Source organism: Mesorhizobium monacense (assembly GCF_056781675.1).
This window is the reverse complement of record NZ_CM165567.1, coordinates 1,456,845-1,472,321: the sequence shown is the minus strand read 5'-3', so window position 1 is coordinate 1,472,321 and position 15,477 is coordinate 1,456,845. Positions and strand designations below refer to the sequence as shown.

Sequence of the window (15,477 nt, the reverse complement as noted above, 5' to 3'; positions counted from 1 at the left end):
GAAGGTAATCCGGGCGAAGATAGTGGTCCGGCTGGGAGACTCCAAATCACGGTTTCTTTCCTGCTGTAACCGCAACCTGGAGCGAGACACCTCTCGTAACACTCTGTTTTACAACTTCTTTTTGCGTTAACAGGCAAACAATCGCTTGTCTGCCTGTTAACAATAGTTACGGACCGTCAACAGGTCAGTTCGCCTGACGGCGCAGGAAAGCCGGAATCTCCAGCTGGTCGTCTTCCTGCACAGCCCGGCTTTGCGGCGTCAGCCGGCCCTGGTCGTCCAGCTGCCCGCGGCGCGGCGCGTAGAGCTGCGGATCCTGGCTGGCAAGACGGCGCACTTCCGGTGCCGCCTGGCGCAGCTTCGGCTCGCGCGGCTGCGCCGGCTGCAACCGTGCAGGCTCTTCCTCGCGACGTGTCAGCCCGTTGGTCAGACGCTTGAGCAGGCCCATCGGTCCGCCATTCTCATGGTCGGCCGGGCGGCTCTTGGCTTCCACTTCCGCCTTCACCACCGGCGGAAAGTCCTCGACGCGCGGCATGCGCTGCGGTGCGGCGGCAACCGGCTGCGGCATTTCCCGCAGCGGTGCGGTCTGCACGATCTGCTGCTGAACCACCGGCTGCGGCTGGGCAGGCGGCGCCTGGAAGATCTTGCTCTGCGGACGGAAATCTTCCGCATGCGCCATCGGCGCCGGGCGCGGCTGCGCCATGGCGGCCGCATTGGCCTCGGCAAGCTGGATGGCTTCGGCCACCGGATCGACCGCACGCGGCTCGTAGGCCGTCTGCTGGACCGGCGCCGGACGGCTTTCCGCGATCGCGGCTGCCGGGCGGCTGACCGGCTTTTGCGGCGCAGCGCGGATCGAGATCGGCGCCGCGGCGATTTCGGCCGCCGACTTGTCGATGCCGGTGGCCACCACCGAGACGCGGATCACGCCTTCGAGCTCTTCGTCGAACGTGGCGCCGAGGATGATGTTGGCGTCCTGGTCGACCTCTTCGCGGATACGGGTCGCGGCCTCGTCGACCTCGAACAGCGTCAGGTCGCGGCCGCCGGTGATCGAGATCAGCAGGCCCTTGGCGCCCTTCATCGAGGTCTCGTCGAGCAGCGGGTTGGCGATCGCCGCCTCGGCGGCCGCCATGGCGCGGCCCTCGCCCGAAGCTTCGCCCGTGCCCATCATCGCCTTGCCCATCTCGCGCATCACCGAACGGACGTCGGCGAAATCGAGATTGATCAGGCCTTCCTTGACCATCAGGTCGGTGATGCAGGCGACGCCGGAGTAGAGCACCTGGTCGGCCATGGCGAAGGCATCGGCGAAGGTGGTCTTGTCATTGGCCAGCCGGAACAGGTTCTGGTTGGGGATGACGATCAGCGTATCGACGCATTTCTGCAGTTCCTCGATGCCCAGGTCGGCCGTCTTCATGCGGCGCTGGCCTTCGAAATGGAACGGCTTGGTGACGACACCGACGGTGAGGATGCCCTTTTCGCGCGCGGCTCGTGCAACCACCGGAGCAGCACCCGTGCCGGTGCCGCCGCCCATGCCGGCGGTGACGAAGCACATATGGGTGTTGGAGAGATGATCGATGATCTCGTCGATGCACTCCTCGGCCGCCGCGCGTCCGACTTCCGGCTGCGATCCGGCACCGAGCCCCTCGGTGACATGCGCGCCGAGCTGGATCAGCCGCTCCGCCTTCGACATGGTCAAGGCCTGGGCGTCGGTGTTGGCCACCACGAACTCGACACCGCGCAAGCCGGCGGTGATCATGTTGTTGACCGCATTGCCGCCGCCGCCGCCGACACCGAACACGGTGATGCGTGGCTTCAGCTCGGTGATGTCCGGCTTTTGCAGATTGATCGTCATTGTCTCCGTCCTTTGCCTTTCCCGCCGCTTCGCCGCTGCGGCCGCCTATGGGGCTGTCCCCGTCAATTTAGAAACTGTCTCTCAACCACTGACTCATGCGATGCAGTTTTCCGCCCGTCCCGGTCATCCTGAGACCGGAAATTCCTTTCGCAGGATGGCTCTCGAAGCTCGCCATCTGCGGATAGATCAGAAGCCCGACCGGGGTCGAGAATGCCGGCCCCTTCGCCGCTTCCGGCAGGCCCGCCACGCCGAGCGGGCGGCCGATGCGCACATTGCGCCCGAGAATGCGGCGCGCCGCTTCCGGCAGGCCGGAAAGCTGGCTGGCGCCGCCGGTGAGCACAACGCGCTTGCCGACGGCGTTGCCGTAGCCGGACTTGTTCAGCCGGTCGCGCAGCAGTTCGAGCGTTTCGTCGATGCGGGCGCGGATGATGCGCGTCATCATCGAACGCGGCACCTGCAGCGGTATCTCGCCCTCCTCGCCGATCGGCTGGATCGAAACCAGGTCGCGGTCGTCGGCACTGCCGGGCAGCGCCGAGCCATGCATCACCTTGAGCCGCTCGGCCGCGTCGAGCGAGGTCGACAGGCCCTTGGCCATATCCAGCGTCACATGGTTGCCGCCGATGGCGATGGCGTCGCCATGGACGAACTTGCCTTCGGAGAACACCGAGATCGTCGTCGTGCCGCCGCCCATGTCGATGCAGGCAGCGCCCATTTCGAGCTCGTCGTCGACCAGGGCCGCAAGCCCGCTGGCATAGGGCGTCGCCACCATGCGCTCGACCGACAGATGCGAGCGGTTGATGCAGAGTTCCAGATTGCGCAGCGGTGCCGCATCGCCGGTCAGCACATGCATGTCGACGCCGAGCGATTCACCGACCATGCCGCGCGGATCGCGCACGCCGCGCTCGGAATCCAGCGAGAAGCCGACGGGAAGCGAATGGATCACCTCGCGCTCGGTCTTGAGCGCCTGCTTGGCACCGGCGGCCAGCACGCGCCTGATATCGGCCTCGTCGGCCTGATGGCCGCCAAGGTTGATGGTGGCCGAGAAGGCCTCGCTCTTCAGCCGGCCGGCCGTCATGTTGACGATCAGCGAATCCACCGTCAGCCCCGCCATGCGCTCGGCGGCGTCGACGGCGAGACGGATGGCATGCTCGGCGCGATCGAGATCGACGACGACACCCGACTTCACGCCTTGCGATTTCTGGTGGCCGATGCCGATCACCTGGATGCGGTGCGAACGCCCACGCAACAGCTTGCCGTCGTCGCGCGGCTTCAGCTTCGCCACCACGCAGCAAACCTTGCTCGAACCGACATCCAGCACCGTCAATGTGCCGGAGCGGCGCGAGGAGGCATCATTGTTGCCGCCAAGCCAGCTCATATCTTCGTCTCCGGCTTGCGCTTCAGCTTCTGCGGCTTTTCGTTCAGCGCCGCTTCGCGCTGCGTCGCCGCTTCCGGCGTCAGCTGCACGACGAGACGGTCGGACAGGCGCATGTCGACGGCGGCGATGTCGCGCGTCAAAAGCCCGTTGTCATGGTCCATCCTGACCAGATCGGCGATCGCCTGATCCTCGCCATCCTCCGGCAGCTTGATCGCGATGCCGTTCTCGAGCTTCAGGTCCCAGCGCCGTTCGCCAATGCGGATATAACCTTTGACCCGCGCCGCCAGTTCTGGATATTTCTTGATCTTGGCTAGGAAATCCGGGGCCTTTGCCGGCGCGCCGGTGCCGATGATCAGCGGCAGCAAAGCCTGCTTGCCGCCCGAGAACGGCGCAATCACCTCGCCGGACCGCTCGATGACCGAAAGCGTATTGCCCTGCTGCCAGAGCGCGAACGGCTCACGCTCCTCGATGCGCACTTCCAGCGTATGCGGATAGACCTTGCGCACCGCGGCGACCTCGACCCAGGGCAGCGTCGCGATACGCTCGCGCGCGGCTTCGGCGTCGAAGCCGATCAGCGAGGTCCAGCCGTCGAGCTGAAGCCGGTCCAGTATGTCGATCTCGGAGGTTTCGCGATTGCCGACCACCTTGATCTGGTCGACGGCGAAGCCCGTGCGGGCAGTGATGCCCTGGACGATGCTGTCAGTGTAGCCGCCAAGATAGGCGCCGTAAGCGCTGCCCGATCCGATGAGCACGGCCGACAGGATGGCGGCAGCGAAAGGCGGCGCAGTGAACTCGCCCTCGCCCAGGCGCGCAAGTACGCGCACCGGCCGGCGAAGCAGCCGCGGCAGCACGAAATGGTCGAACGACAGCGGCATGCCGAACAGCGTCGGCCCAGTCGCGCCCGCCCCCTTGCCCTGGCCCCACCTCAACGCAGACACGAAGCGTCCTCCACCATCCAACTCAACAAATCGCCGAACGAATGCCCCGCATGCGCGGCGATTTCGGGCACCAGAGACGTCGGCGTCATGCCCGGCTGGGTGTTGACCTCGAGCCAGACAACCTCGCCGTTCTCGGAGTGACGGTCGTCGTAACGGAAGTCCGACCGGGAGACGCCCCGGCAACCGATAGCTTGGTGAGCCTTGAGCGCCAGTGTCTGTATTTTTTGGTAAATATTCGGTGAAATTTTAGCAGGGGTTTCGTGTTTTGATCCGCCCGCGACGTATTTTGAATCGTAGTCGTAGAAGGAATGGCCGGTCGGGATGATCTCGCAGACGCCGAGCGCCACGTCGCCCATCACCGCGCAGGTCAGCTCACGCCCATGCACGTAGCGCTCGACCATGACGGTATCGCCGTACTTCCATTCGGACGAGCCGATGACCTGCGGCGGATGCGACTGCCCCTCATGCACGATGACGACGCCGAAGCTCGATCCTTCATTGACCGGCTTGACCACGTAGGGCGGCTTCATCGGATGCTTGTTCTGGATGGCGAAGCGGTTGGTCACTTTCGATTCCGCCACCGGAACGCCAGCCGCCTTGGCGACCTTCTTGGCCAGTTCCTTGTTCATGGCAAGCGCCGAGGCGAGCACGCCGGAATGGGTGTAGGGAATGGCCAGATATTCGAGGATACCCTGGATGGTGCCGTCCTCGCCGAATGGACCATGCAGCGCGTTGAAGACGACATCGGGCTTGAGTGCAGCAAGCACGGCACCGACATCGCGCGCAACATCGACGCGGGTGACCTCGTAACCTTCCTTCTCAAGCGCATCGGCACACGCTTTCCCCGAGGACAGAGACACGGGCCGCTCCGACGAGAATCCACCCAGGAGGACGGCCACATGCTTACTTTTCATTTCCCGTCATCCCCTCTCACGGCGGGTCCGCAGCCAATATTTCCGCAACATTGAGTCCGAGTCTCCCGGCAGGTTGCCCCCCAGACGGAAAACGCGGGTGACGCGTCGAACGACTCAAATCAGGAAACGCTTTAGGGCAGAGAATCAGAGAGTTGATTCTCTGGCAAGTGCTTATGAATCCGAGAGATTCACTTTCCGCGAAAACGGCAGCGAAAACCGTGTTGTGAGTCTTTAGGGCAACGGTTGCGCGGGTATTCGGGCCGCATGAAGTTAATGCATCACATGAACTTCAGCTTGCGCTAATGCGCCTTAGAGCAGCTGCCCGAGAAATTCCTGCACGGCATGGCCCGGCCGGAAATCGCCGAGGCGTTTGATTTCCCACTGCAGCCGGATGCCCGAATTTTCAAGCACGCGCGCCCGCACCGTTTCGCCGAGATATTCGAGGTCGTAGCCGGTGGCGGTTCCGGTGTTTATCATGAAGTTGCAGTGCATCGGCGACATCTGCGCGCCGCCGATCATCAGCCCGCGGCAGCCGGCCTTGTCGATCTCCTTCCAGGCCGAAGTGCCCTCCGGATTCTTGAAGGTCGAGCCGCCGGTCTTCTCGCGGATCGGCTGCACCGTCTCGCGATGGTTCTGCACGGAATCCATCGCCGCCTTGATCACCGCCTGGTCCTGCAAGGTTCCTTCGAAAGTCGCCGAAGTGAAGATCAGGCCCGAAGGCGCCGACGAATGGCGGTAGGCATAGCCCATGTCGGCATTGCTGAGCGTATGGACATTGCCCTTGCGGTCGAGCGCCCGCACCTCGACGACGCGCTCGCGCGTCTCGACGCCATTGGCGCCTGCGTTCATCCTGAGTGCCCCGCCTACGGCGCCGGGAATGCCGTAATAGAAATGAAAGCCGCCAATGCCAGCCTCATAAGCGACGGCGGCGACCCGCTTGTCCGGCGTCGCCGCACCTGCCTTGATGGAGGTTGGCCCGATGACTTCGGCCTCGCCGAACCCTTTCGCCGAAAGACGGACGACGAAGCCGGGAATGCCGCCGTCGCGCACCAGGAGGTTCGAGCCGACGCCGACGACCATCAGCGGAATGTCTTCGGGAACCGCCCGCAGGAACTCAGCGAGATCCTCTTCGTCGGCCGGCTGGAACAGCGCCTCCGCAAGCCCGCCGGCGCGGAACCAGGTGATCTTGTCCATCTCGGCATTGGGCGTGATGCGGCCGCGCAGGCCGGCAAGCCGGTCACCAAGCTTGTCGATCAACGCCTGGCCGCGCATCATGTGACTGTCCCGCCAAGTTCCTTGGGCAACATATAGGCCCATTGGGTGATATTGCCGGCGCCGAGGAAGACGACGAAGTCGCCTGGCTTGGCCAGTTCGCGGATGACCGGCGCAATCGCGGCAGGGCCCTCGATGTAGCGCGCGTCGCGATGGCCGCCGGCGCGAATGCGCGACACCAGCGCCTCCGAGGTCACGCCGTCGATCGGCTCCTCGCCCGCCGCATAAACGGGCGCCACCATGACCGTATCGGCATCGTTGAAGCAGACCGAGAATTCGTTGAACAGATCGTGCAGCCGGGTGAAGCGATGCGGCTGGGCAATCGCGATGACGCGGCCAGCGGTGGCGCTGCGCGCCGCCTTCAGCACCGCCGTGATCTCGACCGGATGGTGGCCGTAATCGTCGAACACCTCGACGCCGTTCCACGAACCGGTATGGGTGAAGCGCCGCTTGACGCCGGCGAAGGACGACAGGCCCTTCTTGATCGCCTCTGCCGACAGGCCGAGCTCATGCGCGACCGCGATCGCCGCCGTCGCGTTGGAAACATTGTGGCGGCCGGGCATCGGCAGGCGCAGGCCTGATATCGTCGTCTGGCCGCGGCCTTTGCGGTCGCGGATCACCACATCGAACTCCGATATGGCGCCGGCCATGCGGTGGTTGGTGAAGCGAACGTCGGCCTGTGCGTTCTCGCCATAGGTGATGACGCGCCGGTCCTCGATGCTGCCGACCAGCGCCTGCACTTCCGGATGGTCGGTGCACATCACGCCGAAACCATAGAACGGCACGTTCTCGACGAACTGGCGAAACGCCTCGCGCACCTTGTCGAAACTGCCATAGTGGTCGAGATGTTCGGGATCGATGTTGGTGACCACGGCAATCTCGGCCGGCAGCTTGAGGAAGGTGCCGTCGCTCTCGTCGGCCTCGACCACCATCCACTCGCCGTCGCCCATGCGGGCATTGGTGCCATAGGCATTGATGATGCCGCCATTGATCACCGTCGGGTCGAGCCCGCCGGCTTCGAGCAGCGTCGCCACCATCGACGTCGTCGTCGTCTTGCCATGGGTGCCGCCAATCGCCACCGCCTGGCGGAAGCGCATCAGTTCGGCCAGCATCTCGGCGCGCCGCACGACGGGCAGCAGCTTCTCGCGCGCCGCCTTCAGCTCCGGGTTGGACTTCTTGATCGCGGTCGAGACGACCACCACTTCGGCATCGCCGAGGTTTTCTTCCCTGTGGCCGACGAAGCATTCGATGCCCTTGTCGCGCAGCCGTTGTACATTGGCGCTGTCGGCCTGGTCGGACCCCTGCACCCTGTAGCCGAGATTGTGCAGCACCTCGGCGATGCCGCTCATGCCGATGCCGCCAATGCCGATGAAATGCACAAGGCCGATCGTCTGCGGCATCTTCATGCGTGCGTCCCCTTCCTGAAATCCGAAACGGTTTTCCTGGACGCAATAGCCTCTGTCAGATCGGCGAGCAACCGCGCCGCGTCCGGTTTTCCGGCCGATCTGGCGGCAGCGGCCATGGCCGTCAGCCTGTCGGGGTCGTCCATCAGCCCGCCAACGAGCGCAGCGATGCGCTCGGGCGAAAGCGTGGATTGCGGATGCACCTCGGCCCCGTCTGCGGCCGCAAGGGCCGCCGCATTGGCCGCCTGGTCATGGTCAAGCGCGTGCGGATAGGGCACCAGCAGCGCCGGCCGGCCGATGACGGCGATTTCCGAGACCGTGGAGGCACCCGAGCGTGACATCACCAGATGCGCCGCCGCCATCCGCGCCGCCATGTCGGTGAAGAACGGCAAGACCTGCGCGTCGACCCCAAGGGCGGCATAGGCCGACTTGACCCGCGCCACATCCTCCGCGCGCGCCTGCTGGGTTATCGCCAGCCGCTTGCGCTGAGGCTCCGTCAGCAGCCCGATGGCCGCCGGCACCGCATCGGAGAAGAACTGCGCGCCCTGGCTGCCGCCGAACACCAGGAACCGGAAGGGTTCCTCGCCAGTCGAGGCGATGTAGGGCGTCCTTGCTGCCTCCAGCACTTGCGGCCTGACCGGGTTGCCCGTGGTCACCGTCTTGGCACCCGCTGCACTTTCATCCTCGCGCAGGAAGCCGCCGGCGATGGCGTCGACACGGGCGGCCAGCGCCCGGTTGGCGCGGCCCATCACCGCGTTCTGCTCATGGATCAGCGTCGGCACCTTGCGCCTTGTCGCCGCATAGAGCGGTGGCAGCGTCGGATAGCCGCCAAAGCCGACGACGGCTTCCGGCTTGAATCGGGCGATGATGGCGGAAGCCTGCCGCACCCCGCGCCAGATCTTCCAGAAGGCGCCGATGACCGCGATGGGATTCTTCGAACCCAGGGTCGCCGACTGGATCGGGTGGACGGCGCCCGGAAAATGGCTGGAAAAACGCTCGACACGATGGTCGGTGGCCAGATGCACCGTCCAGCCGCGCTCGTTCAGCTCGTGCGCCAACGCCTCGGCCGGGAAGAGATGACCACCCGTGCCGCCGGCCGCCAGAAGGATCACACCCCTCGACATCTCACTCCGCCGGCATGGCGCGCTGAGAGAACGCAAAGCCCATCTGCTTGCGCTTTTCCGGCCGCTTGCGCGTCAAAGCCAGCACCATGCCCATCGAGATCGCGATGGCGATCTGCGAGGAGCCGCCATAGGAGATGAACGGCAGCGTCATGCCCTTGGCCGGCATGAGCTGCAGGTTGACGCACATGTTGATGACCGACTGCAGGCCAAAGACGGTGACCAGCCCACCGACGGCATAGCGCGTGAAATCGTCCTGTTCCTTCAGCGCCGTGTTGAGGCCGCGCAGCACGATGAAGGCGAAGATCGACATGATGAAGAAGCACATGATCAGCCCGAACTCCTCGCCGGCGACCGAAAAGACGAAGTCGGCGTGGCTGTCGGGAATGACCCGCTTGACTGTGCCCTCACCCGGGCCGACGCCGAACCAGCCGCCATTGATCAGCGCCTCGCGCCCCATGTCGACCTGGAAAGTATCGCCCTCGCCGGTCAAGAATTTGTCGATGCGGGCGGCGACGTGCGGGAACACGGTGTAGGCGGCAAACAGGCCGCTGGCGCCGGTTACGCCAAGCGCAATGATCCACATCCATGGCAGGCCTGCCATGAAGAACATCACGCCCCAGGTGCCGGTCACCAGCATGGTCTGACCGAGATCCGGCTGGGCGACCAGAAGCGAGATGACCAGGATCAGCAGCAGCATGGCAAACAGATTGCCGGGAATGTCCGGCTGGCGCTTGTGTTCGGCGAACAACCAGGCACAGACGATGACGAAGGCCGGCTTCAGGAATTCCGACGGCTGGATCGACAGCCCGGCAAGCGATATCCAGCGCCGGGCTCCCTTCACCTCGACGCCGATGTAGAGCACCACGACCATCAGCACGAGCATGATGCACAGCATCGCCAGCGCCGTGCGCCGGATCTGCCTCGACTCCAGAAAGGAGACGGCCAGCATCACGCCCAGCGCCGGTATGGTGAAGATGATCTGCCTGGTGGCGAAGTGGAAGCTGTCGAGGCCGATGCGTTCGGCCACTGCCGGGCTCGCCGCGAAGGACAGCACGATGCCCAGCCCCATCAGTGACAGGAACGCCGCCAGGAACCAGCGATCGATCGTCCACCACCAGGTCGCAACCGGACTTTTGTCGAGACGGCTTTGCATTATCGTGACCCTCCGATGGGTTTCACACCATCTATAGCGCTCGCAGCTTGCCTGAAGGCTTCGCCGCGCACTTCGAAATTCTTGAACTGGTCGAAACTGGCGCAAGCCGGCGACAAAAGCACCACCGCCTCGCCGCCGTCGTCGCGCGCGGCGTCGTTGGCCGCATGCGCGACCGCGGCCGCCAGCGTGCCAGAAATCTCGTAAGGCACGGCCTCGCCGAGCGTCGCCGAGAAGGCCGGTGCTGCCTCGCCGATCAGATAGGCCTTGGCGATGCGCGGAAAGAAGCCGCGCAGCGGCTCGATGCCGCCTTCCTTGGGCAGTCCGCCGGCAATCCAGTAGATGCGCGAGAAACTCGACAGTGCCGGTGCGGCCGCATCGGCGTTGGTCGCCTTGGAATCGTTGATGAACAGCACATGGTCCTTGCGGCCGACCTGCTCCATGCGGTGAGCCAGCCCGGGAAAGCTCTCCAGCCCGGCCTGGATCTCGCCCAGCTCCAATCCGACCTTCAGGCAGGCGGCGACCGCGGCCAGTGCATTCTGCGCGTTATGCTGGCCGCGCAGCGAGCCGATGCCATCGAGGAAGGCGACGCGGCTGTAGCGGCCATTTATTGCTTCCATCAGATTGCCGCCGTCGGCGAAATAGCCGTCGGTCAGCGGCAGGCGCTTGGAAATGCGGATGACCTGCCTGCCCGCCCGCTCCAGCCGGTCGGCGATCTGGGCGCACCAGGAATCGTCTACGCCGACGATCGCGGTCTCGCTGCCGGCCACCAGCCGCTCCTTGATCGAGGCGTAGTGCTGCATGGTGCCGTGCCGGTCGAGATGGTCCGGCGTCAAATTGAGCAGGATGCCGGCCGTCGGATTGATTGAGGGCGCGAGGTCGATCTGGTAGGACGAGCATTCCACGACGTAATGCCGGCCCGCCTCTGGCGGATCGAGCGTCATGATGGCACGGCCGATATTGCCGCCCATCTGCGTGTCCCGTCCGGCCGATTTCAGGATATGCGCCGTCAGCGCCGTCGTCGTCGACTTGCCGTTCGTGCCGGTGATGGCAATGAACGGTGCCTCAGGCGCACGCAAAATCCGCTCGCGGCAGAACAGCTCGATGTCGCCGATCACCTCGACGCCTGCACCGCGTGCGAGCTCCACTGCCCAGTGCGGCTTCGGATGCGTCAACGGCACACCGGGCGACAGCACGAAGGCGGAAAACCCGGCCCAGCTGGCGCCACGCAGGTCTTTCGTCGCGATACCCGCCGCCGCTGCCTTGGCGACGCTGTCCGGATTGTCGTCCCAGGCAAGGATCTCGGCCCCGCCGGCGATCAGCGCATGCGCGGTGGCGATCCCCGAACCGCCGAGCCCGAAGAGCGAGACACGCTTACCTGCGAAGGATGAGGCGGGGATCAAGCGGCGTCCTATCTGAGCTTGAGGGTCGACAGGCCGACCAGCGCCAGGATCACCGCGATGATCCAGAAGCGGATCACCACCTGGCTTTCGGTCCAGCCGAGCTTTTCGAAATGGTGATGGATCGGCGCCATCAGGAACACGCGCTTGCCGGTCATCTTGAAGTAGCCGACCTGGATGATGACAGACAGGATCTCCACCACGAACAGGCCGCCGACGATGACCAGGACGATCTCGTGCTTGGTCGCCACCGCGACGGTGCCGATCAGGCCGCCCATCGCCAGCGAGCCGGTGTCGCCCATGAAGATCGCCGCCGGCGGGGCGTTGAACCACAGGAAACCGAGGCCGGCGCCGATGACCGCGCCGAGCACGACCGCCAGTTCGCCGGTGCCGGGGACAAAATGGATCTGCAGATATTCGGCGAACACCGCATTGCCGGAGAGATAGGCGATGACGCCGAAGGAGGCCGCAGCGATCATGATCGGCACGATCGCCAGTCCATCGAGTCCATCGGTCAGGTTCACCGCATTGCCGGCGCCAACGATGACGAAGCAGGAGAACGGCACGAAGAACCAGCCGAGATTGACGATGAATTCCTTGGCGAAGGGGAAGGTCAGCGACGACGAGAACGGCGCCTGGCCATTATGCATGATCACCCAGGCGGCGATGCCGGCGATGATGAATTCGAGCGCCAGCCTTGCCTTGCCGGAAAAGCCCAGATGCGACTGCTTGGTCACCTTCAGATAGTCGTCGTAGAAACCGATCGAACCGAAGCCGAGCGTCACCAGCATCACCACCCAGACATAGATGCTGGAAAGGTTTGCCCACAAAAGCGACGAGCCGATGATGCCGCAAAGGATCATCAGCCCGCCCATGGTCGGCGTGCCGGCTTTCTTGAAATGTGTCTGCGGCCCATCGGCGCGGATCGGCTGGCCCTTGCCCTGCCGCAGCCTGAGCGAATTGATGATGGTCGGCCCGAAGATGAAGACGATCAGCACCGAGGTGATCAGCGCCCCGCCGGTGCGGAAGGTGATGTAGCGGAAGACGTTGAAGACCGAGATCTTGTCCGCGAAATCGACGAGCAATGTGAACATGAAACTCCGTCCCCCGGGCCGGCCTTAGGTCTGTTCAATGGTTGTGGCTTGCGCCGGAAATTTGCCGAGCAAAGCCTCGACCAGCTTTGAAAAACCGATGCCTTTCGACGATTTGACCATCACCACGTCGCCAGGCTTCAACGCCGACAGCAGCAGCGGCTTCAATTCCTCGGCGCCGGCGCGATACTGCGTTTCGATATCGTCGGGCAAGATGTCCGCCAATGCCCGCATTTCAGGGCCGCCGAGAAAGACCGTGCGCGTTTCGGTGCCGACGATCAGATCGGCAAGGGCTGCGTGCAGCTTCGCCGAATGGTCGCCGAGCTCGAGCATGTCGCCGAGCACGGCGATGCGCCTGCCCTCGCCCGACACAGGCGTTGCGTTGAGCAGCGCCATCGCCGCCTGCATCGAGGCCGGATTGGCGTTGTAACTTTCGTCGATCAGCGTGATCGGCCCTTTCGGATGGCGCAATATGTGGCGCTTGCCGCGGCCGCGCTCAGCCGAGAGGTTGGCCAGCGCCGAGGCCACCGTGCCGATATCGGCGCCGACCAGTTGCGCCGCGCCCAGCACGGCCAGCACATTCTGCACCATGTGTCGGCCGGGCGCACCGATGCGGGCGGCGACGTCCTGCCCGCCGATCCTGGCGGTGATCATGGAATGGTCGGCATGCAGTTCGCATTTGATCAGTCTGAAGGTCGAGCGGGCGTTTTCGCCGAAGCCGAAGACATGCTCGACACCGGCGGCCCTTGCCATCTTGTCCAACAGTTTCCAGCGCCCGTCGTCGCGGTTGAGCAGGGCGGCGCCGTCCGGTTCCAGCCCCTCGAAGATCTCAGCCTTGGCCTTGGCGATTTCGTCGAGATTTTTGAAGAAGCCGAGATGCGCCGCTGCGATCAGCGTGACGATGGCGACATGCGGGCGGACCATCTTGACCAGCGGCCGGATTTCGTCCGGATGGTTCATGCCGATCTCGAACACGGCATGATCGCAATCGGCGGGCATCCGCGCCAGCGTCAGCGGCACGCCCCAATGGTTGTTGAACGACTGCGCCGAGGCGTGCACCTTGCCGACCGCCGACAGCACGTGGCGCAGCGCTTCCTTGGTGGTGGTCTTGCCGGCCGAGCCGGTCACCGCGATGATCCTGGCGTTGGAGCGCGCGCGGGCCGCGACGCCGAGCTCTTCCAGCGCGGCGAGCACGTCCTGGACGACGATCATCGGCGCGGTCAGGCGCCCCAGCGACGGCAATTTGCCCTCGGCGACGACCAGCACGCCGGCGCCGGCCTTGACGGCGGCTGTCGCGAAATCATGGCCATCCATCGCCTCGCCCTTGATGGCGAAGAAGGCGTCCCCCGGCTTCAGGCTGCGGCTGTCGATCGAAATGCCGGATATGCCCTCCGGCATCGGGCCGATCGGCCGGCCGCCCATGGCATCGACCAGCGCTTCGGAGGACCACAGGAAAGTCATGCGGCGCGCTCCCTGAGCGCCGCACGGACTTCCTCGTGGTCGGAGAAATGCAACGTCTCGGCGCCGATGGTCTGGCCTTCCTCGTGACCCTTGCCGGCCACGATCAGCGTATCGCCGGCGTGCAGCATGGCCACCGCCTCGTGGATCGCCTTGCGGCGGTCGCCAATCTCGATGGCGCCGGGCGCGGCTGCCAGGATCGCGGCGCGGATCGTTTCCGGGACTTCCGAACGCGGATTGTCGTCGGTGACGATGACAACATCGGCCAGGCGAGTGGCGATCTCGCCCATGATCGGCCGCTTGCCCCGGTCGCGATCACCGCCGCAGCCGAAGACCACGATGACGCGGCCGGTGGTGAACGGCCGCACCGAAGCGAGCACGTTTTCCAGCGCGTCCGGCTTGTGGGCGTAATCGACATAGACGGGTGCACCATTGGCGGTGGTGCCGACGAGATCGAGCCGGCCCGGGGCCCCCTTCAATTTCTCCAATGCGATCAGAGCCTTGGCGGTCGGGGTTCCAGTAGAAATGGCCAGACCCGCAGAAACCAGCGCGTTCGCGATCTGGAAATCGCCGGCCAGCGGCAGGTCGATTTCGTGCAGCACGCCGTCGGCCTCGACTTCGGCGCGCTGGCGATGGCGCTCATGCTCGACCCGCTTCAGCCTGAGGAAATCGCCGTGACGACCCACTGTCAGCACCTCGAGCCCGGCCGCCCGCGCCGCATGAATCGTCGGCGTCGACCACGGGTCGTCGGCGAAGATGACCGCCGGCGCACCCTTGGGCAGCAGCGTGTCGAACAGGCGCAATTTCGCCTGGTGATACTCCTCGACGGTCGGGTGATAGTCCATGTGGTCGCGGCCGAGATTGGTGAAGCCGCCGGCGGCGAGCTTGACGCCGTCCAGCCGGCGCTGGTCAAGGCCATGGCTGGAGGCCTCCATCGACGCGTGGGTGACGCCGGCATCCGCAAGTTCGCGCAACAGCTGGTGAAGCGCCACCGGGTCGGGCGTGGTCAGCGAACCATAGTCGTTGCGGCCGGGCGCCACCACGCCGGTGGTGCCGATCGAAGCGGCGGCAAGGCCGGCCTGCTCCCAGATCTGCCGTGTGAAGGCGGCGACCGACGTCTTGCCGCTGGTGCCCGTCACCGCCACCATGGTCTCAGGCTGCCTGCCAAAGAAGCGGGCGGCGCTCAGCGCCAGCGCCAGGCGCGGGTCGTCGACGGCAAGAACCGGGACCGACAGCCCGGCAATGGCGCTGGACTTGGCCGCCACGATCACTGCTGCGCCGCGCTTCGCGGCATCCTCTGCATAGGCCGCGCCATCCGCCTTGGTACCGGTGAGCGCGAAAAAGACGACGCCCGGTTCTACCTGGCGGGAATCCGAGGAGATCCCGGTCACCTCCAGGTCGAGGGAAGCTGTTCCCTCGACAGGCAGGATACCGGCTAGTTCTTTCAGCTGCATCGAAACCCGTTCATCGCAACAAAATAGCGCGCAGTTGCCGGCGCGCCCCAAG

At 64.9% G+C, this 15,477-nt stretch carries 12 protein-coding genes; all 12 read right to left on the bottom strand.

Translation table 11 applies throughout. The features are described 5' to 3' along the window. Window positions 1-184 precede the first annotated feature (184 nt). A complete protein-coding gene (gene ftsZ / locus AC1RUK_RS06765; protein WP_481836248.1) occupies window positions 185-1,846 on the bottom strand; it encodes a cell division protein FtsZ in 1,662 nt (553 codons plus the stop codon). Between the two features lie 67 nt (window positions 1,847-1,913). Then, the gene (gene ftsA / locus AC1RUK_RS06760; protein ID WP_481836249.1) at window positions 1,914-3,221 is read right to left on the bottom strand and encodes a cell division protein FtsA; all 1,308 of its coding nucleotides are present in this window, start codon (window positions 3,219-3,221) and stop codon (window positions 1,914-1,916) included. Further along, complete coding sequence (locus AC1RUK_RS06755) at window positions 3,218-4,159, bottom strand: cell division protein FtsQ/DivIB (protein WP_481836250.1); 942 nt, start codon at window positions 4,157-4,159, stop codon at window positions 3,218-3,220. Before AC1RUK_RS06755 ends, ftsA begins: the two co-directional genes overlap by 4 nt. Beyond that, the gene (locus AC1RUK_RS06750) at window positions 4,147-5,073 is read right to left on the bottom strand and encodes a D-alanine--D-alanine ligase (RefSeq protein WP_481836251.1); all 927 of its coding nucleotides are present in this window, start codon (window positions 5,071-5,073) and stop codon (window positions 4,147-4,149) included. The genes AC1RUK_RS06755 and AC1RUK_RS06750 overlap by 13 nt, the downstream gene beginning before the upstream one ends. A 309-nt stretch (window positions 5,074-5,382) precedes the next feature. After that, on the bottom strand, window positions 5,383-6,348 hold the full coding sequence (gene murB / locus AC1RUK_RS06745) for a UDP-N-acetylmuramate dehydrogenase (protein WP_481836252.1): 966 nt from the start codon (window positions 6,346-6,348) through the stop codon (window positions 5,383-5,385). Beyond that, window positions 6,345-7,751, bottom strand: coding sequence for a UDP-N-acetylmuramate--L-alanine ligase (gene murC, locus AC1RUK_RS06740; RefSeq protein WP_481836253.1), 1,407 nt, complete (start codon window positions 7,749-7,751; stop codon window positions 6,345-6,347). The genes murB and murC overlap by 4 nt, the downstream gene beginning before the upstream one ends. Further along, window positions 7,748-8,872: an undecaprenyldiphospho-muramoylpentapeptide beta-N-acetylglucosaminyltransferase gene (murG, locus tag AC1RUK_RS06735; protein ID WP_481836254.1), complete on the bottom strand. Its 1,125-nt coding sequence runs from the start codon at window positions 8,870-8,872 to the stop codon at window positions 7,748-7,750. Before murG ends, murC begins: the two co-directional genes overlap by 4 nt. Window position 8,873: 1 nt before the next feature. After that, window positions 8,874-10,025 carry a putative lipid II flippase FtsW gene (gene ftsW / locus AC1RUK_RS06730; protein WP_481836255.1) on the bottom strand — a complete coding sequence of 384 codons (1,152 nt, stop codon included), beginning with the start codon at window positions 10,023-10,025 and terminating at the stop codon, window positions 8,874-8,876. Beyond that, a complete protein-coding gene (gene murD / locus AC1RUK_RS06725) occupies window positions 10,025-11,425 on the bottom strand; it encodes a UDP-N-acetylmuramoyl-L-alanine--D-glutamate ligase (RefSeq protein WP_481836256.1) in 1,401 nt (466 codons plus the stop codon). The genes ftsW and murD overlap by 1 nt, the downstream gene beginning before the upstream one ends. An 8-nt stretch (window positions 11,426-11,433) precedes the next feature. Continuing rightward, on the bottom strand, window positions 11,434-12,516 hold the full coding sequence (gene mraY, locus AC1RUK_RS06720; RefSeq protein WP_481836257.1) for a phospho-N-acetylmuramoyl-pentapeptide-transferase: 1,083 nt from the start codon (window positions 12,514-12,516) through the stop codon (window positions 11,434-11,436). A 24-nt stretch (window positions 12,517-12,540) separates the two neighbouring features. Beyond that, a complete protein-coding gene (locus AC1RUK_RS06715) occupies window positions 12,541-13,974 on the bottom strand; it encodes a UDP-N-acetylmuramoylalanyl-D-glutamyl-2,6-diaminopimelate--D-alanyl-D-alanine ligase (protein ID WP_481836258.1) in 1,434 nt (477 codons plus the stop codon). Next, the gene (locus AC1RUK_RS06710; protein ID WP_481836259.1) at window positions 13,971-15,425 is read right to left on the bottom strand and encodes a UDP-N-acetylmuramoyl-L-alanyl-D-glutamate--2,6-diaminopimelate ligase; all 1,455 of its coding nucleotides are present in this window, start codon (window positions 15,423-15,425) and stop codon (window positions 13,971-13,973) included. Before AC1RUK_RS06710 ends, AC1RUK_RS06715 begins: the two co-directional genes overlap by 4 nt. Between the last annotated feature and the right edge of the window lie 52 nt (window positions 15,426-15,477).